16 protein-coding genes are annotated in these 20,144 nt (G+C 63.4%); 10 read left to right on the top strand and 6 right to left on the bottom strand.

Going from position 1 to position 20,144, the window contains the following annotated elements; all coding sequences use genetic code 11:
- Positions 1 to 3 precede the first annotated feature (3 nt).
- Positions 4 to 1,965: an acetyl/propionyl/methylcrotonyl-CoA carboxylase subunit alpha gene (locus X771_RS157080; protein WP_023687261.1), complete on the top strand. Its 1,962-nt coding sequence runs from the start codon at positions 4 to 6 to the stop codon at positions 1,963 to 1,965.
- A 66-nt stretch (positions 1,966 to 2,031) separates the two neighbouring features.
- Here X771_RS157080 and X771_RS157085 read toward each other — a convergent pair whose 3' ends face one another.
- Positions 2,032 to 3,153, bottom strand: coding sequence for an ABC transporter substrate-binding protein (locus X771_RS157085; protein WP_023687260.1), 1,122 nt, complete (start codon positions 3,151 to 3,153; stop codon positions 2,032 to 2,034).
- Positions 3,154 to 3,539: 386 nt separating this feature from the next.
- Positions 3,540 to 3,806 (bottom strand): sel1 repeat family protein, encoded by a 267-nt coding sequence (locus tag X771_RS157090; protein ID WP_006199745.1) that lies wholly within the window; start codon positions 3,804 to 3,806, stop codon positions 3,540 to 3,542.
- Between the two features lie 437 nt (positions 3,807 to 4,243).
- On the opposite strand from X771_RS157090, the gene X771_RS157100 reads away from it, so the two are divergent.
- Positions 4,244 to 4,585: a DUF2147 domain-containing protein gene (locus tag X771_RS157100; protein WP_023687258.1), complete on the top strand. Its 342-nt coding sequence runs from the start codon at positions 4,244 to 4,246 to the stop codon at positions 4,583 to 4,585.
- 136 nt (positions 4,586 to 4,721) lie between these two features.
- On the opposite strand, the gene X771_RS1000000168720 is transcribed toward X771_RS157100, so the two are convergent.
- Positions 4,722 to 4,952 (bottom strand): hypothetical protein, encoded by a 231-nt coding sequence (locus tag X771_RS1000000168720; RefSeq protein ID WP_198025813.1) that lies wholly within the window; start codon positions 4,950 to 4,952, stop codon positions 4,722 to 4,724.
- Positions 4,953 to 5,003: 51 nt separating this feature from the next.
- On the opposite strand from X771_RS1000000168720, the gene X771_RS157105 reads away from it, so the two are divergent.
- From X771_RS157105 to X771_RS157115, 3 genes are all read left to right on the top strand, one after another.
- On the top strand, positions 5,004 to 5,198 hold the full coding sequence (locus X771_RS157105; protein WP_023670200.1) for a hypothetical protein: 195 nt from the start codon (positions 5,004 to 5,006) through the stop codon (positions 5,196 to 5,198).
- Positions 5,199 to 5,471: 273 nt separating this feature from the next.
- Positions 5,472 to 6,932, top strand: coding sequence for an AMP nucleosidase (locus X771_RS157110; RefSeq protein ID WP_023731828.1), 1,461 nt, complete (start codon positions 5,472 to 5,474; stop codon positions 6,930 to 6,932).
- 152 nt (positions 6,933 to 7,084) lie between these two features.
- On the top strand, positions 7,085 to 8,086 hold the full coding sequence (locus X771_RS157115; protein WP_245262529.1) for an endonuclease/exonuclease/phosphatase family protein: 1,002 nt from the start codon (positions 7,085 to 7,087) through the stop codon (positions 8,084 to 8,086).
- A gap of 25 nt (positions 8,087 to 8,111) precedes the next feature.
- Here the strand turns inward: X771_RS157115 and X771_RS157120 are convergent, their stop codons facing one another.
- The gene (locus X771_RS157120; RefSeq protein ID WP_348524273.1) at positions 8,112 to 8,858 is read right to left on the bottom strand and encodes a DUF922 domain-containing protein; all 747 of its coding nucleotides are present in this window, start codon (positions 8,856 to 8,858) and stop codon (positions 8,112 to 8,114) included.
- Positions 8,855 to 10,534 (bottom strand): electron transfer flavoprotein-ubiquinone oxidoreductase, encoded by a 1,680-nt coding sequence (locus tag X771_RS157125; RefSeq protein ID WP_023687254.1) that lies wholly within the window; start codon positions 10,532 to 10,534, stop codon positions 8,855 to 8,857. The genes X771_RS157120 and X771_RS157125 overlap by 4 nt, the downstream gene beginning before the upstream one ends.
- 302 nt (positions 10,535 to 10,836) lie before the next feature.
- On the opposite strand from X771_RS157125, the gene X771_RS157130 reads away from it, so the two are divergent.
- From X771_RS157130 to X771_RS157140, 3 genes are all read left to right on the top strand, one after another.
- Positions 10,837 to 11,391 carry a hypothetical protein gene (locus X771_RS157130; RefSeq protein ID WP_033001345.1) on the top strand — a complete coding sequence of 185 codons (555 nt, stop codon included), beginning with the start codon at positions 10,837 to 10,839 and terminating at the stop codon, positions 11,389 to 11,391.
- 141 nt (positions 11,392 to 11,532) lie between these two features.
- Entirely contained in the window at positions 11,533 to 12,411 is an 879-nt protein-coding gene (locus tag X771_RS157135; protein ID WP_023670194.1) for a uracil-DNA glycosylase, read from the top strand.
- A 233-nt stretch (positions 12,412 to 12,644) separates the two neighbouring features.
- On the top strand, positions 12,645 to 13,457 hold the full coding sequence (locus X771_RS157140; RefSeq protein WP_023687252.1) for a helix-turn-helix transcriptional regulator: 813 nt from the start codon (positions 12,645 to 12,647) through the stop codon (positions 13,455 to 13,457).
- Between the two features lie 19 nt (positions 13,458 to 13,476).
- Here X771_RS157140 and X771_RS157145 read toward each other — a convergent pair whose 3' ends face one another.
- Positions 13,477 to 14,379, bottom strand: coding sequence for a DMT family transporter (locus X771_RS157145; protein ID WP_023687251.1), 903 nt, complete (start codon positions 14,377 to 14,379; stop codon positions 13,477 to 13,479).
- Between the two features lie 419 nt (positions 14,380 to 14,798).
- Between X771_RS157145 and pepN the strand changes: the two genes are divergently transcribed.
- On the top strand, positions 14,799 to 17,438 hold the full coding sequence (gene pepN / locus X771_RS157150) for an aminopeptidase N (protein ID WP_023687249.1): 2,640 nt from the start codon (positions 14,799 to 14,801) through the stop codon (positions 17,436 to 17,438).
- Positions 17,439 to 17,748: 310 nt separating this feature from the next.
- A complete protein-coding gene (locus X771_RS157155; RefSeq protein ID WP_023687248.1) occupies positions 17,749 to 20,070 on the top strand; it encodes a PAS domain-containing sensor histidine kinase in 2,322 nt (773 codons plus the stop codon).
- Positions 20,071 to 20,144: the final 74 nt, after the last annotated feature.

Below are 20,144 nucleotides of genomic sequence, written 5' to 3'. Positions count from 1 at the left end.
TCCATGTTCGCCAAGATCCTGATCGCCAATCGCGGCGAGATCGCCTGCCGGGTGATACGCACGGCCAGGAAGATGGGGGTGCGCACCGTTGCCGTCTATTCCGACGCGGACGCCAAGGCTCTGCATGTCGAAATGGCCGACGAGGCGGTGCATATCGGCGCTTCGCCCGTCGGTGAAAGCTATCTGCGCGGCGACAGGATTGTTGCGGCGGCGCTGGCGACCGGCGCCGAAGCAATTCACCCCGGCTATGGCTTCCTCTCGGAAAACCCCGATTTCGTCGACCAGGTGGTGGCGGCAGGGCTCACCTTCATCGGCCCGTCGGCCGCCTCGATCCGCGCCATGGGGCTGAAGGACGCGGCCAAGCGGCTGATGGAAAAGGCCGGCGTGCCGGTGGTGCCGGGCTATCATGGCGAGGCGCAGGAGATCGTGCTGCTGGCGTCCAAGGCGCGTGAGATCGGCTATCCCGTTCTGATCAAGGCGCGCGCCGGCGGTGGCGGCAAGGGCATGCGCCGGGTCGAACATCCCGACGATTTCTCCGAGGCGCTGTCGGGCGCACGGCGCGAGGCCAAGGCCGCGTTCGGCGACGACCGCGTGCTGGTCGAAAAATATGTCGACAAGCCGCGCCACATCGAGGTCCAGGTATTCGGCGACAATTTTGGCAATGCCGTGCATCTCTACGAGCGCGACTGCTCGGCGCAGCGCCGCCACCAGAAGGTGATCGAGGAAGCGCCGGCGCCCGGCATGACGCCGGCGCTGCGCGAGGCGATGACGGAAGCGGCGGTCAAGGCCGCCAAGGCGATCAGCTATTCCGGCGCCGGCACCATCGAATTCATCGTCGATGCCTCGCAAGGGCTGAAGGCCGACCGCTTCTGGTTCATGGAAATGAACACCCGCCTGCAGGTCGAGCATCCCGTCACCGAAACGGTCACCGGCACCGACCTCGTCGAGTGGCAGTTGCGGGTAGCCGCCGGCGAAAAGCTGCCGAAGACGCAGCGCGAAATCACGCTTTCCGGCCACGCCTTCGAGGCGCGCATCTATGCCGAGGACGCGGCGAAAGGGTTTCTGCCGGCGACCGGCACGCTGCATCACCTGGCGTTTCCCGACAACGCGCCCGCAGGCGCCAGCATGCGCATCGAGACCGGCGTGCGGGCCGGCGATGCGATCTCGCCCTTCTACGATCCGATGATCGCCAAGCTGGTCGTCCACGCCAAGGACAGGCAGGCGGCACTCGATTCGCTCGGGACTGCGTTGTCGCAGACCGAGATTGCCGGCTCGACCGTCAACACCGCCTTTCTCGCGGCACTTGCCGCGAACACCGATTTTTCGGCCGGCGACGTCGATACCGGCCTGATCGGCAGGCATCAGGAAGCGCTGACCGCGGTCGCCCCGCCGCGCAGCGAGATCGTTGCCGCGGCGGCCCTTGCCGCGGCGGGCGCCGGTGCCTTGCCGCCGTCGAACGATCCGTGGTCGTCGCTTGCCGGCTATGCGCATTTCCACAGCATTGCGCGCCGCACGCGCCTGCGCCATGGCGAGGACGATATACTGGCGCGTGTTTCAGTGCGGCCGGACGGGCGCTTCGAGGTGGCGCTGGACGCGCCCTATGACAGCGTCAATTCGCATGATCTTCGCGCCGCCCCTCGCCTTGCCCGCTGGCCAGGCCACGTCACCGTCTTCGAAGGCGCGGTCGGCTACAGTTTCTTCGTCCCGGATCCGCTGGCGCGCACCGACGAGGCGGCCGCCGCTTCCGGCAGCCTGCGCGCGCCGATGCCAGGCGTGGTCAAGCTGGTGCGCGCGGCAAAGGGCGAAAGGGTGATCAAGGGCCAGCCGCTACTGATCCTGGAAGCGATGAAGATGGAGCACACGATCGCGGCCAGCCATGACGGCGTGATCGCGGAAATCGCCACCGAGGGCGCGCAGGTCACCGACGGAACGGTGCTGGTGCGCTTCGTTGAAGAGGCTGCATAGCCGGCTGGAGGCTTGAACGAAAAATGGCCAGGACAAGCCCGGCCATTTCCTTGAGTACGCGGACGATTACTGCGCGATTGGCGCGTATTTGCCGTCATGCCACTGGTTGATGTCGTAGCTGGCGTTCTTCAGATCGCCCTTCTCATCAAAGGTCACGTCGCCGACCACGGTGCTGAAAGGCGTGCCGTTCTTCAGCGCTTCGGCTACCTTGACCGGATCGTCCGTTCCGGCGCGCTTGACGCCCTCTGCAAACGCCTGAACGACGGCGTAGGAGAACAGCGTAAAGCCTTCCGGCACGAAGCCGCCCGCCTTGATCTTGGCGATGGCCTCCTTGGCTTCCGGCTTGGCCTGCGGGTCCGACGGGAAGACGAACAGGGTGCCTTCACCGGCGGGGCCGGCGACCTGCCAGAATTCCGGCGAGGCGATCGAGTCCGGCATGATCAGCTGGAACTTGACGCTCTGCTCGGCCGACTGACGCAGGATAAGCCCGGCTTCCGGGTGATAGCCGCCGAAATAGACAACGTCGGCCTTGAGGTCCTTCAGCTTGGTGACGAGAGCCGAATAATCCTTCTCGCCGGCATTGATGCCTTCATAGTCGATCTCCTTGAGGCCACCGGCATTCATCGTCGCCTTCACGGCATCGGCAACGCCCTGACCGTAGGCGCTCTTGTCATGCAGGATAACGACATTCTTGCCGGCATATTTCTTGGCGATCCACGGGCCAATGAAGGCGCCCTGCGCGTCGTCACGCGTATAGAGACGCATGATCGTCGGCCAGCCGGCCTTGGCGGCGGCATCGGTCAGCTCGGGATTTGAAGAGGCCGGGCTCATCATCAGCGCGCCGGCCTCGGCGTAGACGGCGGAAGCCGGGATGCTCGAACCTGAACAGGCATGGCCGTCGATAAACTTGACGCTGTTGGCAACGATCCGGTTGGCCACCGAAACCGCCTGCTTGGGATCGCACTGGTCGTCCTCGATGTCGAGCTTGATCATCGAGCCGTTGACACCGCCGGCGGCGTTGATCGCGTCGGCGGCTGCCGTTGCGCCCTGCTTGAACTGGTCGCCGATCGTGGCGAGCTGTCCGGTCATCGGGCCGACCACCGAAATGGTGATGTCATCGGCAAAGGCAACCGGCGCGCTCATCATCAGGCCAAATACGGCCGCGCTCAAAATACCCGTTTTTTTCATGGTGATAGAACTCCTCCCACACTCGCGCAGCCGCTCTGGCCGCGCTTCTTTCCGAAGGCGGGACAATTTCATCCTTCATTGGGCCTGTCTAGGCGCATCGGCGCCGCTCGATTGGGCCTCATCAACGCAAAAAGCCACGCCAGCCTGTTCCGGCCGGTCGTGGCTTTTTGCTCGTAGCAGTCCCCATGCGCCCCCGCGCCACGAAAACCTGCCCGCCGTCCCCATTGTGCACGACTGGACCGTGCCGGCCTGCCGCGTTCTTGTTCTTTCATGGTCGGCCGTCTTGTCGCGGCCTTGTCGTTTCACCGGTTCCGACCGTCTTTGCGGTCTTGATCCCGGGGCTTCCCTGTTTTCGATAATCTGCCTGCGATAATCTGCTCGCGATCTCAGTGCATCGTCATCCATTCGCGGGCTTCGCGCAGCGCCTTGGCGATCTCGACCTTGGACATTGCGGCCGACAGTTCCGAGCGCAGTTCCGCGGCGCGGACCGAGCCCTTGATGGCGGCGATGTTGAACCATTTGTGGGCGGCAACGACATCGGTCTCGCAATCGCGGCCGGTCGCATACATCATGCCCAGTTCGAAAAGAATGTCGGCCTGGGCAGTTGCCCCCATGGCGCCGAAGCCGGCTTCAAGCATTTCAAAACGTGCCATTTTAGTCCCCTGTCTGGCTCCCGAGAGCGGGCCTCTTCTGTCCCCCGGTGTTCCCTGGGGAGCCGCTCTTTCGATGCTTCCGAGAATGAGGCCGAGCCTTGAATCCGTCGTTAAATGGCGTGCTTAATTTGGAGAAAACAAAGCTAAAACAAGAGGTAAACGCGGAAATTCGTTAAGGATACAAAGTCAGCAATCCCGCCGTTTCTCGACCGATTTGACGAAAATTTGCAAGGCGCCGATCAACACTCTGCTAACCACGCGAACCAAAGCCAACGCCTCGATCGTTTCATTTCCACGGGCTGCACTCTCCCGACCCTGCATGAAAATTGCGAAACCTTCCGTCGCGGTACGCTTTTGTTTTGCCGGGAGCTGGATTAGCTTACGTTTGCGTAAGGGGCAGAGAGGCGGCTGCCCCATCTAAACCAGGGAGGACAGATATGTTTCGCAAAGTGAGCTTGGCCCTGGCGGCCGCCGTGATGATGGCTGGTGCGGCTTGGGCCGATCCGATCGAAGGCAATTGGAAGACACAAGCCGGCGACACAGCAGTTATCGGCGGCAGCGGTTCATTCTCCATCACCCTGAAGACCGGCAAATATGCCGGGAAGACCATCGGTTCGCTCAAGGCGGCCGGGGCCAACAAATATGCCGGCAACATCACCGATCCGGCAAACGACAAGACCTATTCGGGCAAGGCAACACTGTCGGGCACCTCGCTCAAAATGAGCGGCTGCGTGCTCGGCGGGCTGATCTGCAAGAGCCAGACCTGGCACAAGCTCTGATCTTGCTGCTTTGAGTTGACCAACGGGGCCTTCACAGGCCCCGTTTTCTTTTGCAGGACGGTCCGCGCCATAGCGACGACCGTGCCGTTTGCCGCGGCGCAAACCCGAACCGACGCTCTCTCTAAGACCTCGTCAATCACTTTGAACCGCAGATGAACGTCGGCATCAGCGCCGGTTCAGTCGCATCAGGGCATTTTGATGGCGTGTTCAAGGAGACACTACGCAAATGCTCGCTCGCCGCTTCACCATCGTCTGCCTGTTGATGAGCCTGTTCGGGATGCTCTTCGCCATCCTCGTGGCCGAAGCCGGCCGCCCGGCCCGTTCCTTGGATGCAGCCAGTTCCTGCCAATTCGATTGCATGAACCATTTTCGCCCCTGAGACGACAAAGACATAGATCCAAACAGAAAAGCAAAAGCCATGAACCGCATCGCCATCAACGCCCTCCAGACCCTTCGGCTCCTGCCGCGGGCGGCGCTCGTTCTGGTCGTGCTGTCGGCGCCGGTCCTGGCCATGCCGATGATGCGGGCCAATGCCGACACGACGATCGACGCGCCGGCGACGAAGAAGCATGGCGTCGGCTTTGTCTTGCTGGTCAGTCTGCAGCGCGGCTAGTGCCGGTATTAAGGTGGTGCCGGCCTGCAAGTGGCGGCCTTGGTGCTCACATGCTTCGAGTACGCTCCGCTCCGGTTCTCGAAGCCAACCAGTTTGGTCGCTTCGCGCCCGTCCTCGACTCCGGCTCAGCCTTACCTGAATCTCAGCACACCTTGGGCGTGGACGAATAAATCGACCACTTGGCGGCCACCCTCCCCTCCCAAGTGCGGCCTCAAGTCTCTATATTGAGCCATGGAAAAGCGAATCTACCCACAAGCTATCGAATCGGTCGTCATGCCGGAGCCTTTCGGCAAGCAGAGCTTTGACGACGCCAAAAAGGCCGTGGCCGCCTTGCAGGTGCTCTACGACCGCAACACCAAGTTTCTGCGCGACTCCTTTGCCACGCTTGCCGCCGGCGGCGACGAAAGCAAGCGCTACCGCGCCTTCTACCCGGAGATCGGCGTCACCACCAATTCGTTCACCCAGATCGACTCGCGCCAGGCCTACGGCCACATGCCGACCCCCGGGCATTTCTCGACCACCATCACCCAGCCGGTGCTGTTCGAACGCTATCTCGTAGAGCAGCTTCGCCTGATCATGCGCAATCACGGCGTGCCGGTAACGGTTTCGGAATCGACCACGCCGATCCCGCTGCATTTCGCGTTCCTTGAAGGAACCCATGTCGATGGCGCCGCCGCCGACCGCATCAAACGGCCGATCCGCGACCTGTTCGACGTGCCGGATCTCGACGGCACCGACGACCAGATCGCCAACGGCACCTTCGAGGTCGCGTTCGGCGAACCAAGGCCGCTGGCGCCGTTCACGGCGCAGCGCATCGACTATTCGCTGCACCGCATGACGCACTACACGGCGACCAGCCCGCAGCATTTCCAGAACTTCGTGCTGTTCACCAACTACCAGTTCTACATCGACGAGTTCGTCGCCCGCGCGCGGGCCCAGATGGCTGAAGGCGGCCACGGCTATACCGAATTCGTCGAACCGGGCAATGTCATCACCAAGGCAGGGCAAAACGCACCCAGCGAAGGCGTGGCGGCGCCGCGCCTGCCTCAGATGCCAGCCTATCATCTGAAGAAGCCGAACCATGGCGGCATCACCATGGTCAACATCGGCGTCGGCCCGTCCAACGCCAAGACGATCACCGACCATGTCGCGGTGCTGCGGCCACATGCATGGCTGATGCTCGGCCATTGCGCCGGCCTGCGCAACACTCAGGCGCTGGGCGACTATGTGCTGGCGCATGCCTATGTCCGGGAAGACCATGTGCTGGACGATGACCTGCCGGTGTGGGTGCCGATACCGCCGCTGGCCGAGATCCAAGTGGCGCTGCAGGAGGCGGTCGCCGAAGTCACCGGACTTTCCGGCTACGATCTCAAGCGCATCATGCGCACCGGCACCGTCGCCACCATCGACAACCGCAACTGGGAACTGCGCGACCAGCGCGGACCGGTGCAGCGGCTGTCGCAGTCGCGCGCCATCGCGCTCGATATGGAATCGGCCACGATCGCCGCCAATGGCTTCCGCTTCCGCGTGCCCTACGGCACGCTGCTTTGCGTCTCCGACAAGCCGCTGCATGGCGAGTTGAAGCTGCCCGGCATGGCGACCGAATTCTACAAGCGGCAAGTGGCGCAGCATCTGACCATCGGCATCAAGGCGATGGAGAAGCTGGCGGAAATGCCGATGGAACGGTTGCATTCGCGCAAGCTGAGAAGCTTTTCGGAGACGGCCTTTCAGTAGACCGGCTTGCCGTAAATGTTTGCCGCGAGGCGTTTCGTCATCTTGATTGGGCCGCATTTCAGCCGATAAAGGCCTGATACCTCGGCAATGTATTACCCGGTCTATGGGCAAAACCCGGTCTGATGGCACGCGTGCGAAAGATGATGGCTTCAATGGCGTTCCTGGCAATGCTCGGCCTCTCGGCCGCGCTTGTAGCCGGGTTCTTTGGCGCACTGCATCCGGCCTTCGATTCCTTCGCCCATTTCCGCATCCATTTTGCCGTGCTGATGGGGCTGATTGCGCTGCCGCTGCTCGCCACCTCGTTTCGCCTGCAGGCGGGCGTGGGCCTGCTGCTGGCCGTGGCCGCCTTCGCCAGCACGTTGAGCACCTTGCCGCGCCTGTGGCCGGTGCAGGCCGCCAATGACGCCGCGCCCGGCAACGAACCGGTCTACCGGCTGCTGCAGATGAACCTGCGTTTCAACAATCCGACACCCAAGAAGGTTCTTTCGCTGATCGCCAGGACCAACCCGGACGTGATCACGCTCGACGAAGTATCGGCCATGTGGGCGACCGAACTCGGCTATATCGAGAACGCCTATCCCTATCGCATCCTGTGCGCCCATCCCGACGGCGTGTGGGGCGTGGCGCTTTTGTCCCGGCGACCCTTTGCGGCCGGCACCGAGCCGCATTGCGAACCGCGCGGCGCGATGGCGGCCGCCACCGTCGATTTCGGCGGCACTCCGGTCGATGTCGCGGCGATCCATTTGAGCTGGCCGTGGCCGAAGGAACAATACTGGCAGATCGGCGAGTTGACCGAGACGCTCACCTCGCTCGGCGAGACGGCGATCATGGCCGGCGACTGCAATGCCGTGCCGTGGAGCGCCGCGGTACGGCGCGTTGCCTCGCTCGGCGGACTGACCGTGATGCCGTCGGCCGGACCGACCTGGATCCACCGGACCCTGCCCGATTTCCTGCGGCGCTATGTGGGCCTGCCGATCGACCAGGTGTTTTCGAAGGGCGGGGTGACCATCCTGTCGTCGACGCAGATGGAAGAGACCGGCTCCGACCATCTGCCGGTGATGGTGGAATTTTCATTGATGCGCGACGAGACCAAGCCGGTCGACGAGGATTCTACCGCGACTGTGTCGCTGACTCAGCCCAGCATGGGCGGCTAGATCGTACGCCACGGGGCTTACGGTTTCACAAGCCTACCAAGGCCTCGATGATGCGCTCGACATGGCCGCCTTCACTGTGCTCGCGCGCGTCGAACGCGATCTGTTTTGCCTCATAGAGCTTGGAAGTGGCTTGCAAGCGCCGCGTGGCTTCGACGCGCGTTTTGTTGCATTGCGGATCGTTGGCAAATTTCAGGCCGCGAACCGACCGCTCGGCAGCCTGCATCATCTGCCCGGCGATACGGCCATGGGTTCCTTCATGAGCGAGAACGCCTGTGAAAAACCGGTTCCAGCGTTTGCGCAGCGCCGGCGTGACGGCCGAGGCGACGCGCGGGTAGGTGTAGGCGATGTTGAGCGTTCCATTGGCCTGGCGCAGGCGGCAGACGCCGTTGACCTGACCCACGTCCAGGCTCCAGTCGGCGGTGTAGCTTGTCTGCGCGATGGCGTGGGTCATGAAACCGTGCTTGGGGCCCCTGCGGTTCATGGCGATAACCAGACCGGCACCTGTCATGCCGGTGATGTCATAGGTTCGCGTCTTGACGACGGTTTTCACCCCCGCCGACGCCGTCCCGACGACGCCGCAGGCCGCGCTTATGACGGCGACGCAAAACAAGACCAACACGCGCATGCCATTTTCCCCATGGACGCGGCAATGAGACCACAAGCAGACGACGGTTTCAACAATCTTTGGCGCCGAGCGCCTTACATGCATTGGTAAACCCGGCCATCGCCGCCATTTTTGCTGGTTGAGACGGCCCCGGTCGGTGAGGCTCACATGCTCTGATAGACCGGGCCTTCGCCGCCTTGTGGCGGCATCCAGTTGATGTTCTGGTTGGGATCCTTGATGTCGCAGGTCTTGCAGTGCACGCAGTTCTGCGCGTTGATGACGAAGCGCACATCCTTGGCAGACGGATCGGCGGCGGCGTTGCCGTCCTTGTCGACCCATTCGTAAACACCGGCCGGGCAATAGCGGGTCGAAGGCCCGGCAAAGACATCATGCTCGGAACGCTTCTGCAACTCCATGTCGCCGACGATGAGATGCACCGGCTCGTTTTCCTCGTGATTGGTGTTGGACAGGAACACCGAGGACAGGCGGTCGAAGGTCAGCACGCCGTCCGCTTTGGGATAGGCGATCTTCTTGTGCTTGGCCGCGGGCTCAAGCGTGGCATAATCGGCCTTGCCATGTTTCAGCGTGCCGAAGGGCGAGAAGCCGAACAGCGTGTTCAGCCACATGTCGAGACCACCGAGGCCGACGCCGATAATGGTGCCGAAGCGCGACCAGAGCGGCTTGACGTTGCGGACCTTCTTCAAATCCTTGCCGATATCGGTCGCGCGCCAGGCGTCCTCATAAGAAGACAGCTCGTCATTGGCGCGGCCGGCGCCGATCGCTTGCGCGACATGCTCGGCCGCCAGCATGCCGGACAGCACCGCATTGTGCGAACCCTTGATGCGCGGCACGTTGACGAAGCCCGCCGCACACCCCATCAGCACGCCGCCGGGGAAGGAGAGTTTCGGCACCGACTGCCAGCCGCCTTCGGTAATGGCGCGCGCGCCATAGCCGATGCGCTTGGCGCCCTCGAAGGTGCGCGATATCGCCGGATGCGTCTTGAACCGTTGGAATTCCTCGAAGGGCGACAGCCAGGGGTTCTTGTAGTTGAGATGCAGGACGAAGCCGACCGCGACCTGGTTGTCCTCCAGGTGGTAGAGGAAGGAGCCGCCGCCTGTCTTCAGGTCGAGCGGCCAGCCGAAGGAGTGCTGCACCAGGCCCGGCCGGTGGTTCTCGGGCTTGACCTGCCACAGCTCCTTAAGGCCGATGCCGTACTTGCCGGGCTCACGGCCGTCGGACAGTTTGTATTTTGCGATCAGCTGCTTGGACAGCGAACCGCGCGCGCCCTCGCCGATCAGCACGTATTTGCCCATCAGCGCCATGCCCGGCGCAAAGCCCGGGCCATGTGTGCCGTCTTTTTCGACGCCCATGTCGCCGGTGACGACGCCCGTGACCGCGCCGGCATCGTTGTAGACGAGGCTGGCGGCAGCAAAGCCCGGATAGATTTCGACGCCTAGCGCTTCAGCCTTGGTTGCCAGCCAGCGGCAGACATTGCCGAGCGAGACGATGTAGTTGCCGTGATTGTTCATCAGCGGCGGCATCAGGATATTGGGCAGACGGAACGAGCCGGCGGGGCCGAGCACCAGGAAATCGTCGGCCGTAACCGGCGTCTTGAAGGGGTGGCCATCTTCCTCGCGCCAGCCCGGCAACAGGCGGTCGATGCCTATGGGATCGACGACGGCGCCTGACAGAATGTGGGCACCAACCTCGCCGCCCTTTTCCAACACCACGACGGAAAGCTCGGGATTGACCTGCTTGAGACGGATCGCTGCGGCAAGGCCCGCCGGGCCGGCCCCGACGATGACCACGTCGAATTCCATGCTCTCGCGTTCGATCTCGCTCATCAACCCCTCCGCTCTGGCCAACCGTTTCCGGCATTTTGCTGGCTCCTGCGCTGCATAGCGCATCAATCCGCGACAGGAAACCGGCGCTGACGTGACAATGCCGATTTCGACAAAAAGTCGCGGATAACAACTCTGCCGCAAGCGTTTTGCGCGCGGCCGCGCTCAGCGTCCCATATTTTAATTGTTCGACGGCTCTCTTATCGGCCATACTTATTTCCATGCGCACGCCGTCCGGCTATTCATTGACGCGCTTCCCCCTTCCGCCCGGCCGGACGTGCCGAGCGATCCTTCTCGCCCTTTCAATGCTTACGCCGGTTCGCGCTCAGGCCGAGCCGGTGAAGGTATGGGCGACCGGCGCCTATTCCTTTTCCGACGAGCTTGGCGGTTTCCACATCACCGGCGCCTCGGGCACCGGCACCAAGGAAGATCCGTTGGTCATCTCCGAGGAGCTGAATTCGTCGACGCCGGTGACGCTCACCATCCGCACCACCAAACCGATCCAGCCGTTCAGCACCAACGGCGAATTCGCCAACGGCATCCTGTACATGCGTATCGAGGTGCTCAACAACAGCGGCCAGGCCTGGGTCGAATTCCAGTTCGAGCTGCAGGAAATCCTCAACCAGCCGAGCGTGTTCGGCGACGGCCTGTCCTTCGAGCAGCGCAACAAGACGCCCGACAACATCCTGTCGAGCGCGTACGCCGATTTCGACCGCGATTTCGAACCCTATGACCGGCTCTTGTTCAAGAGTGGACAGATCGACCCGCTGAAGAGGGGACGCTTCGAGTTTCTGATCACCGACTACACGCCGCGCTGGACGTTTTATCTGGTTCAGGATCCGCGGATTCCTACGGGGTAAGCGGCAGACGCCGTGAAAATCGCCACGAAATGCCCTTCGTGATTGGCGAAAGCCGACGAGCGCGTAATCTCCCTCCTTGAGGGGGAGATTACTAACCGCCCAACCTTGCAAATCGTCTCTCGGCGGACGAATGTGCCCGGTATGACTGCCGCCTCCCCCAACAACCGATCCGACCTGGCCGAGTTGCTCGCCTTCTACGCCTCTGCCGGTGTCGACGAAGCGTTGGAGGACGCGCCGGTGAACCGGTTTGCCGGGGCAGCACCGAAGCGCCCCGAGCGCACAACGGCGCCTGCCGCGCCGCCTCGCGAAAACAAGTTTCCGGAACAAGCCGCCGCCAGCCCCGGGCTGGACGCAAGCCGGGTGCCGGACGCGCCGGCGCGTTCCGTTCCGGCCATGGCGACGGTGCCCGACGAGGCACAGGCGGCCCTGGCCCGGCAAATGGCGGCAAGTGCCTCGACGCTCGACGAACTGCGCCAGCACATGGCGTCGTTCGATGGCTGCAACCTCAAATTCACCGCCAAGAACCTGGTCTTTGCCGACGGCAATCCGGAAGGTTCGGTGATGTTGGTCGGCGAGGCGCCCGGCCGCGACGAGGATATTGAGGGCCTGCCCTTCGTCGGCCGCTCGGGCCGGCTGCTCGACCGCATGCTGGCGGCGATCGGGCTTGACCGGACTTCGGTCTATATCGCCAACGTCATTCCCTGGCGGCCACCCGGCAACCGCACGCCGACGCCGCACGAGACCGAAATCTGCCGTCCCTTCATCGAGCGGCAGATAGAGCTGGTCAATCCGAAGGTGCTGGTCAATCTCGGCGGCCCTTCGGCCAAAACCCTGCTCAACACTACCGAGGGCATCCTGCGCCTGCGCGGCAATTGGCAGGTGCACACGACGGTGTCGGGCACTGCCATTCCGGCCATGCCGACGTTGCACCCGGCCTATCTCTTGCGGACGCCGGCGCACAAGAAACTGGCGTGGCGGGATTTTCTCGAGGTGAAAGCGAAGTTGCGAGAGGTGGGCTAGCTAGCTGATCTCCCCCTTGAGGGCCCTTGGAGGGGGAGATGTCGCCGAAGGCGACTGTGGGGTCGTTGCGCGTGGAGCGCCAACGTCCATTTCCGTAAGAAGGTCGCATCCCGTCCAACCCCTTCTGGCCTGCCGGCCATCTCCCCCTCAAAGGGGGAGAAGATTTCGCCTCGGCCTCCGCTATAACCTCCGACGTAATTGAAATCCCTCTCCCGCCGCCTTAATCCTGCCCGATGACAACAGCCCAAACCTCCGCCGGCAGCCTGATCCGCGAATGGCGCACGCGCCGGCGCATGAGCCAGCTTGATCTCGCAATGGAGGCTGAGATTTCCCAGCGTCATCTCTCCTTCGTCGAAAGCGGCCGCGCCGCGCCCTCGCGCGAGATGGTGCTGCATCTGGCCGAGCAGCTTGAGATTCCGCTGCGGCAGCGTAATCAGCTGTTGCTGGCTGCCGGCTTTGCCCCGAGCTTCAGCGAGCGGCCACTCACAGATACGACGCTGGCGCCGGCGCTTGCCGCGGTCGAGAGCGTGCTCAAAGGGCATGAGCCGTTCCCCGCCCTCGCCGTCGACCGGCACTGGAACCTGATTTCCGCCAATGCCGCCATCGGCCCGTTTCTGGCCGATGTTGCCGAGCCGTCGCTGCTCCAGCCGCCGGTCAATGTGCTGCGCCTCAGCCTGCACCCGAACGGCATCGCACCGCGCATCGTCAATCTCGCGGAATGGCGGGCGCATCTGCTGGAGCGGCTGAAACACCAGAACGATGCCGCCGGCGATCCCGTCCTGGTCGAGCTGGAGCGCGAATTGCGAACCTATCCGTCCGGGCTCAAGGGTGCGCGGCCGGTGCCGGTCGAGCCCAACGGCATCGTCCATCCGCTGCGGCTGGCGCATGGCGACCAGGTGCTGTCCTTCATCAGCACCATCACCGTCTTCGGCACGCCGCTTGACGTGACGCTGTCGGAACTGGCGATCGAGTCTTTCTTCCCGGCCGACGAGCAGACGCGAGCGGTGCTGGTGCGGCTGGCGAAGGAACGTGCGGAAGCTAACTGAGCCAACCCCGCGGACCTCCTCACCCCTGTGGTGGCGCTGCCTTGCGCGTTCGGGTGCGTTCCAGGCCGAGTTGGCGCTCGCGCCAGATGATGAACATGCCGGCGGCAACGACGATCACACCGCCGACGAGCGTGTTGATGGTGGCGATATCGCCAAAGGCGAAATAGCCGACGACCACGCCGAGGATCATCGAGGTGTATTCGAACGGCGCCACCACCGAAGCTTCGGCATGGCGGTACGCCGCCGTCATCAAAATCTGCGCCAGCCCGCCACAGAACCCTGCTGCGACCAGCAGACCGGCCTGCAGCGGCGTCAGCGCCTGCCAGCCGAAGGGCAGCGTAAGCAGCGCCATGACACTCGCCGTCGCCGAGAACCACAACACGATGGTCGCTGTTCGTTCAGTCTGGACAAGATTGCGCACGAGCAGGATGGCATTGGCGGAGATTGCTGCAGAAACAAGAGCAGCGATGACGCCCAGCACCTCCTGGTCGCCGAGCGCGACGCCCGACGTGAGCAGCGTCAGCTCCGGCCAGGAGATGATCAGCACGCCGACCAGACCGACCGCAACCGCGCTCCAGCGATAGACGCGAATGGCTTCGCCGAGGAATAGCGAAGAGAACACCACCACCAGCAAAGGCTGGGCATAGTTCAGCGTGATCGCCTCAGGCAGCGGCAGCCGGGTCAGCGCAAAGAAGCCGAGCCCCATGGCGCAAACGCCGACGACACCGCGCGCAATGTGGTTCAGCGGGCGTTTGGTGGCGAACGCCGTACCGAGTTTTCTCTTGAAGGCCAGGAAGGCGATGATCGGGAAGATGGCGAAGAAGGAGCGGAAGAAGACGATCTGGCCGGCCGGCAAAGTGCCGGCGGCCTTGATGCAGGTTTGCATGCCGACAAAGACTGCCACCGACATGACCTTGAGCATGATCCCGGTGAGAACATTAGAGCGCCGCGCGTCGTCTTCGACGCGTAAAGGACGCTCTGACACTTTAAATCTGCGCATCGTGCTTTCCAAAAATCGACATTGATTTTTGGGCCGATGCGCGCCGGGATGATCGGACAGTTTCCCGCCCGCTTCGTCTCCAGGCCCGGCTTTCACTGTTTTGTTGCTTCCCGGATCTCCGCTGAGATGCGCGTCGAACGACGCGGTACACAGGCGCCCATGCCGAACTTCGATCTGACGACGGTCATCAAGGCCTCACGATGATGGCGGAAGGGGAACGCCCCGAAATAGGCATTGGCGCAGTTTTGTCGAGTGACCGTTTCGTGTAAAGAGCGCGCAACTTTAGATTAATGGGCCAGGACACGTCAGCGGCTCCGATAGCTACAGGGAAACCCAAGGGAATGCGAACCGATACCGGCCAGGTCTTCAAGCTCGAAGACTACCGCCCCAACGACTTTTCCATCCCGCAAACCGGCCTCACCTTCCGCCTTTCGCCAGACGCAACGCGTGTCACCGCAGTGCTGACGATCGAACGCCGCGATGGCGCCGCCGCCTCGACGTCGCTGGTGCTGGACGGCGACGGGCTGGTGCTCAAGCGCATTGCCATCGACGGTCGCGAGCTTGCCCCGGCCGAGTATCTCGCCACGCCGGACCAGCTGACCATTTTGAGGCCGCCGGCCCGTTTCCAGCTGCTGCTCGAGACCGAGATCGCGCCGGCCAGCAATGAGGCGCTGATGGGCCTCTACCGCTCCAGCAATGTCTATTGCACGCAATGCGAGGCCGAGGGCTTTCGCCGCATCACCTATTTCCTCGACCGCCCCGACATCCTGTCGGTCTATACCGTGCGTATCGAGGCAAGGTTGGACGAAGCGCCGCTGTTGCTTTCAAACGGCAATCCGGTCGAAAGCGGCGCGCTTGCCGACGGCTGGCACTTTGCAGTCTGGCACGACCCCTTCCCCAAGCCGTCCTATCTGTTTGCGCTCGTGGCCGGCAATCTCGGCAAGGTTGCGGACAGTTTCGTCACCATGTCCGGGCGCGAGGTCGAACTCGGCATCTATGTCGAGCCAGGCAAGGAGGGGCTTGCCGGCTACGCCATGGATGCGCTGAAGCGCTCGATGCAGTGGGACGAGCAGGCCTTCGGCCGCGAATACGACCTCGACGTCTTCAACATCGTCGCCGTTTCCGACTTCAACATGGGGGCCATGGAGAACAAGGGCCTCAATATCTTCAACGACAAGTATGTGCTGGCCGACCGGGAAACCGCCACCGATGCCGATTTCGCCAATATCGAGGCGATCATCGCGCATGAGTATTTCCACAACTGGACCGGCAACAGGATCACCTGCCGCGACTGGTTCCAGCTCTGCCTTAAGGAAGGGCTGACGGTCTTTCGCGACCATGAATTCTCCGCCGACCAGCGCTCGCGTGCGGTCAAGCGCATCGCCGAAGTGCGCACGCTCAGGGCGCACCAGTTCCCCGAGGATCAGGGACCGCTGGCGCATCCGGTGCGGCCGCGCCGCTACCGCGAGATCAACAATTTCTACACGGCGACGGTCTACGAAAAAGGCTCGGAAGTCGTGCGCATGATCCGCACTATCCTCGGGGCCGAGGCTTTCCGCGCCGGCATGGACCTCTATTTCGAGCGCCATGATGGCGAGGCCGCGACGATCGAGGACTTCCTGAAGGTGTTCGAGGACGCCTCCGGGCGCGACCTGTCTCAGTTCGCGCTCTGGTATCACCAGGCGGGCACGCCGAACCTGACCGTCAGTTCGACGCACAATCCGGCGACGCGCGAGTTTACCCTCGAGATCGAGCAGTCGGTGCCGCCGACACCGTCGGAGAGCCGCAAGCGCCTGATGCACATTCCGCTCGCCTTCGGCTTGGTCGGCGCCGGCGGCGAACCGGTCGCCTATGGCGGCGTCGAAGGCGCCACCGTCGAAGACGGTGTCATCCATATCCGCAAGCGCCGACATATGGTGCGCTTCTCAGGCGTTGCGGATCGGCCGGCGGTGTCGCTCAATCGCGGCTTTTCGGCGCCGATCACACTTTCGGTCGAGCAGAAGGCCGACGACCAGTTCTTCCTCGCCGGCCATGACAGCGATGCCTTCGCGCGCTGGCAGGCGTTCAACACGCTGCTCACCGATGCGCTGATAGCGGCCTTCCGCCAGATCCTCGGCGGCGCGAAGCCGGCTTTCACCGCCAGGCTGACCGGACTTGCCGGCAAGATCGCCGGCGACGAGACCCTGGAACCTGCCTACCGGGCGCTGGCGCTGTCACTTCCGGGCGAGGCCGACATTGCCCGCGACATCGGCACGAACATCGATCCCGACGCCATCTTTGCCGCTCGCGAGGCGTTGGCGCTGGCAATCGCGCGCGCCAATCAGCAAACGTTCACCGACCTATACGGCCGCCTCGCCGGCGACGGGCCGTTCAGCCCCGACGCGGCAAGTGCGGGACGCCGCGCGCTGCGCAACATCCTGCTCGACTACCTCTCGCTGCTGCCGAAAGGTGCTGCGCTCGCCGCCCGGCATTTCGAAACCGCGACCAACATGACCGACCGCGCCGCAGCGCTGACCGTCCTTGCGCACCGCCATGACGGTTCGCCGGAGGCGATCAAGGCGCTGGCCGATTTCGAGGCGCGTTATGGCGCCGATCCGCTGGTCATGGACAAATGGTTCCAGATCCAGGCCAGCGTGCCGGGACGCCGGACAGTCGACACGGTACGCGAGCTGACTGGTCACGCAGCTTTCTCGATGGCCAATCCGAACCGGGTGCGCTCGCTGGTCGGCACATTCGCCAGCGCCAACCAGACCGGCTTCCACCGCGCCGATGGCGAAGGCTACCGGTTTTTTACCCAGACCGTACTCGAGGTTGAAAAACGCAATCCGCAAGTGGCGGCCAGGCTGGCGACAGCGCTGCGCTCGTGGCGCTCGCTGGAGCCGGGCAGGCAAGCCAAGGCCAGGGAAGCGCTGCTGGCCATCGCCGGTGCCGAGAACCTGTCGGCGGATTTGCGGGACATTGTGGAGCGAACGCTGGCCTGATCCCTCCCCCTTGAGGGGACGGTGGACAGCCGCCGAAGGCGGATGGACGGGTGGGGTCGTTGCGGCAGTGCGCGACCTCGACCAACTTCGACCGTGATTGAGAGAGTCGAGCGCTTCGCCGAGGACCCCACCCGGCCCTTCGGGCCACCCTCCCCTCAAGGGGAGGGATTTCAGCGTTATTTCAATCAATTTTTAATGTTTTTCGGCCGCGCCTCTGGACAAGGCGAATCACCTTTGATTCTTTACAGACGATTCGGATGTGCGGTGTTGCCGGATCGTCAAGCGTACGGAAATTCGGGGAGTGCCATTTATGGCCAAGGCGGACGCGTGGGGCGCGCCCGAAGGGACGGCTTTTGAGCGGCGCAAGGCGCGAGGCGACGGCCTCGCCGGCAATACGCGGCTCATCGCTGAACCAGCCTACCGGCGGCTCCTGGCTGCCGAACCCCTTCTGCGCCGTTCGATACCGGCTCTCATCATCATCTTCCTGATCGTCATCGCCGCACTGCGCGTGCTGTCGCTGATGAACGAGCGCGACGAGGCCGAGCGCGACGTCAAGGCGGTGCTGGGTCTCGCCGCCAGCCAGATGGCGAACGCAATCTCGGCCGACCCGACCGCGGCATCCAGCGGTGCAATTGATCTTCTGGAAAGCACGAGCCGCCAGGGCGCCATGGGCAGAAGCCATGTGCTTGTGATCACCGACAGTGCCTTCAAGATCATTGCCGTGTCGCCGCTGTCGACCGGCTGGCAAGGGCGATCGCTGGACAGCCTGGTGCTGGACGGCCAGCCGCTGTTCATGTTCGGCGACCGTGCCGGGGTCATGGATGTCAGCATCGGCGGCCAGGACTGGTACGCGGCGGTGAGCCTGACCCGGGACCGCAAGAACGCCGCCGCCGTGCTGGTGCCGCAGGAAGCGGTGTTCGACAACTGGCGCAAGACCGTCTCGCTCAACGTTACGCTGTTTGTGCTGACAGCCGGCGTGCTGATCATCATCCTCTACGCCTATTTCGGCCAGGCATCGCGCGCCCAGACAGCCGACCGCATCTATCTCGAAGCCCATCAGCGCATCGACATGGCGCTGGTGCGCGGTCGCTGCGGCCTGTGGGACTGGGACATGGTGCGCGGCAAGATGTACTGGTCGCGCTCGATGTACGACATGCTGGGCTACGAGCCCTGCAACTCGATGCTGTCGTTCGGCGAGGTCGACGACATCATCCACCCCGAGGACGGCGACCTGTTCGAGCTCGCCAACAAAATCGTCGAGCGCGAGATCGACCATATCGACCAGGTGTTCCGGATGCGTCACGCCGACGGCCAGTGGGTATGGATGCGCGCCAGGGCCCAGGTGATCGACCCGGAAGCGCCTGAGATCCAGCTGATCGGAATCGCCGTCGACGTCACCGAACAGCGGCACCTGGCGCTGCGCTCGGAAGCGGCCGACCTGAGGCTGCGGACGGCGATCGAGAACATCAACGAATCCTTCGTGCTGTGGGACCCTGCCCAGCGGCTGATCATGTGCAACTCCAAATATCAGAAGGACAACGGCCTGTCGGACCGCGACGTCATGCCAGGTGCAGCGCGCGCCGTGCTGGAAGAGCGCATGCTGGCCTTCGCCTCGGAACGGCGGCTGGCCAACACCAACGGGCCACAAGGCGGCGCGACGTTCGAGCGGCAGCTCTCCGACGGCCGCTGGCTGCAGGTCAACGAACTGAGGACCCGGGACGGCGGCACGGTCTCCGTCGGCTCCGACATCACCCAGATCAAGCTGCACCAGGAAAAGCTGGTCGACAGCGAGCGCCGGCTGATGGCGACCATCCACGACCTCAGCCTCGCCCGCCGGGCCGAGGAAGAGCGCGCCAAGGAACTGGTCGAGCTCAACCGCGAATATATGAAGGAAACCGAGCGCGCCGAGGCCGCCAACCGGGCCAAGTCCGAGTTCCTGGCCAACATGTCGCACGAGCTGCGCACGCCGCTCAACGCCATCATCGGGTTCTCCGAACTGATGGAACAAGGCCTGTTCGGGCCGCTCGGTTCGCCGCGCTACGAGGAATATGCCAACGACATCAACGGCAGCGGCAAATATCTGCTCGGCGTCATCAACGACATACTCGATATGTCGAAGATCGAAGCCGGCCAGTTCTCGGTGGACCGCGAGGAAATCGATCTCTGCCCGCTGATCCGCGAGACGGTGCGGGTGATCTCGCTGCAGGCGGCGGAGAAGTCGATCACCGTCGAAACCCGCATCGCCGATACGATGACGCTGTTCGCCGACCGCCGGGCGATCAAGCAGATCGCCATCAATCTGCTGTCGAATGCGGTGAAGTTCACCGGCCAGGGCGGCCATATCTCGGTGCGCGCCCGCAACACGTCAGGCGCGCTGGTGCTGACCATCGAGGACAATGGCTGCGGCATTCCGAAGGAGGCACTGAGCAAGCTTGGCCGCCCCTTCGAACAGGTGCAGAACCAGTTTTCGAAGAACCACGCCGGTTCCGGCCTCGGCCTTGCCATCTCGCGCTCGCTGGCCGAGCTGCAAGGAGGAGCGCTGAAAATCCGCTCGACCGAAGGCGTCGGCACGATCGTGTCGGTGCGCATTCCGGTGAAGAAGGCGCAGCCGGCGGTGAAGGCGGCGGCCTGACGGCCCGCCGGTGCGAGCGGTGCTCTCCGCCGCGTTCAAGGACTGAGTAGCCGCGGTCATGTAAGGGCTCCGGC

Origin of the sequence: Mesorhizobium sp. LSJC269B00, assembly GCF_000502815.1 — a bacterium.
Taxonomy (GTDB): Bacteria; Pseudomonadota; Alphaproteobacteria; order Rhizobiales; family Rhizobiaceae; genus Mesorhizobium.
This window is presented reverse-complemented; position numbering and strand designations above follow the sequence as displayed.

Excerpts from the sequence above, each read along its gene's own strand:
- X771_RS157145 (WP_023687251.1), bottom strand. The coding sequence starts at position 14,379 with ATGCTCAAGGTCATGTCGGTGGCAGTCTTTGTCGGCATGCAAACCTGC.
- X771_RS157080 (WP_023687261.1), top strand. The coding sequence starts at position 4 with ATGTTCGCCAAGATCCTGATCGCCAATCGCGGCGAGATCGCCTGCCGG.
- X771_RS157135 (WP_023670194.1), top strand. The coding sequence starts at position 11,533 with ATGACTGCCGCCTCCCCCAACAACCGATCCGACCTGGCCGAGTTGCTC.
- X771_RS157090 (WP_006199745.1), bottom strand. The coding sequence starts at position 3,806 with ATGGCACGTTTTGAAATGCTTGAAGCCGGCTTCGGCGCCATGGGGGCA.
- X771_RS1000000168720 (WP_198025813.1), bottom strand. The coding sequence starts at position 4,952 with ATGGTTCATGCAATCGAATTGGCAGGAACTGGCTGCATCCAAGGAACG.
- X771_RS157100 (WP_023687258.1), top strand. The coding sequence starts at position 4,244 with ATGTTTCGCAAAGTGAGCTTGGCCCTGGCGGCCGCCGTGATGATGGCT.
- X771_RS157085 (WP_023687260.1), bottom strand. The coding sequence starts at position 3,153 with ATGAAAAAAACGGGTATTTTGAGCGCGGCCGTATTTGGCCTGATGATG.
- X771_RS157125 (WP_023687254.1), bottom strand. The coding sequence starts at position 10,534 with ATGAGCGAGATCGAACGCGAGAGCATGGAATTCGACGTGGTCATCGTC.
- X771_RS157140 (WP_023687252.1), top strand. The coding sequence starts at position 12,645 with ATGACAACAGCCCAAACCTCCGCCGGCAGCCTGATCCGCGAATGGCGC.
- X771_RS157130 (WP_033001345.1), top strand. The coding sequence starts at position 10,837 with ATGCTTACGCCGGTTCGCGCTCAGGCCGAGCCGGTGAAGGTATGGGCG.
- X771_RS157105 (WP_023670200.1), top strand. The coding sequence starts at position 5,004 with ATGAACCGCATCGCCATCAACGCCCTCCAGACCCTTCGGCTCCTGCCG.
- X771_RS157115 (WP_245262529.1), top strand. The coding sequence starts at position 7,085 with ATGGCGTTCCTGGCAATGCTCGGCCTCTCGGCCGCGCTTGTAGCCGGG.
- X771_RS157110 (WP_023731828.1), top strand. The coding sequence starts at position 5,472 with ATGCCGGAGCCTTTCGGCAAGCAGAGCTTTGACGACGCCAAAAAGGCC.
- pepN (WP_023687249.1), top strand. The coding sequence starts at position 14,799 with ATGCGAACCGATACCGGCCAGGTCTTCAAGCTCGAAGACTACCGCCCC.
- X771_RS157155 (WP_023687248.1), top strand. The coding sequence starts at position 17,749 with ATGGCCAAGGCGGACGCGTGGGGCGCGCCCGAAGGGACGGCTTTTGAG.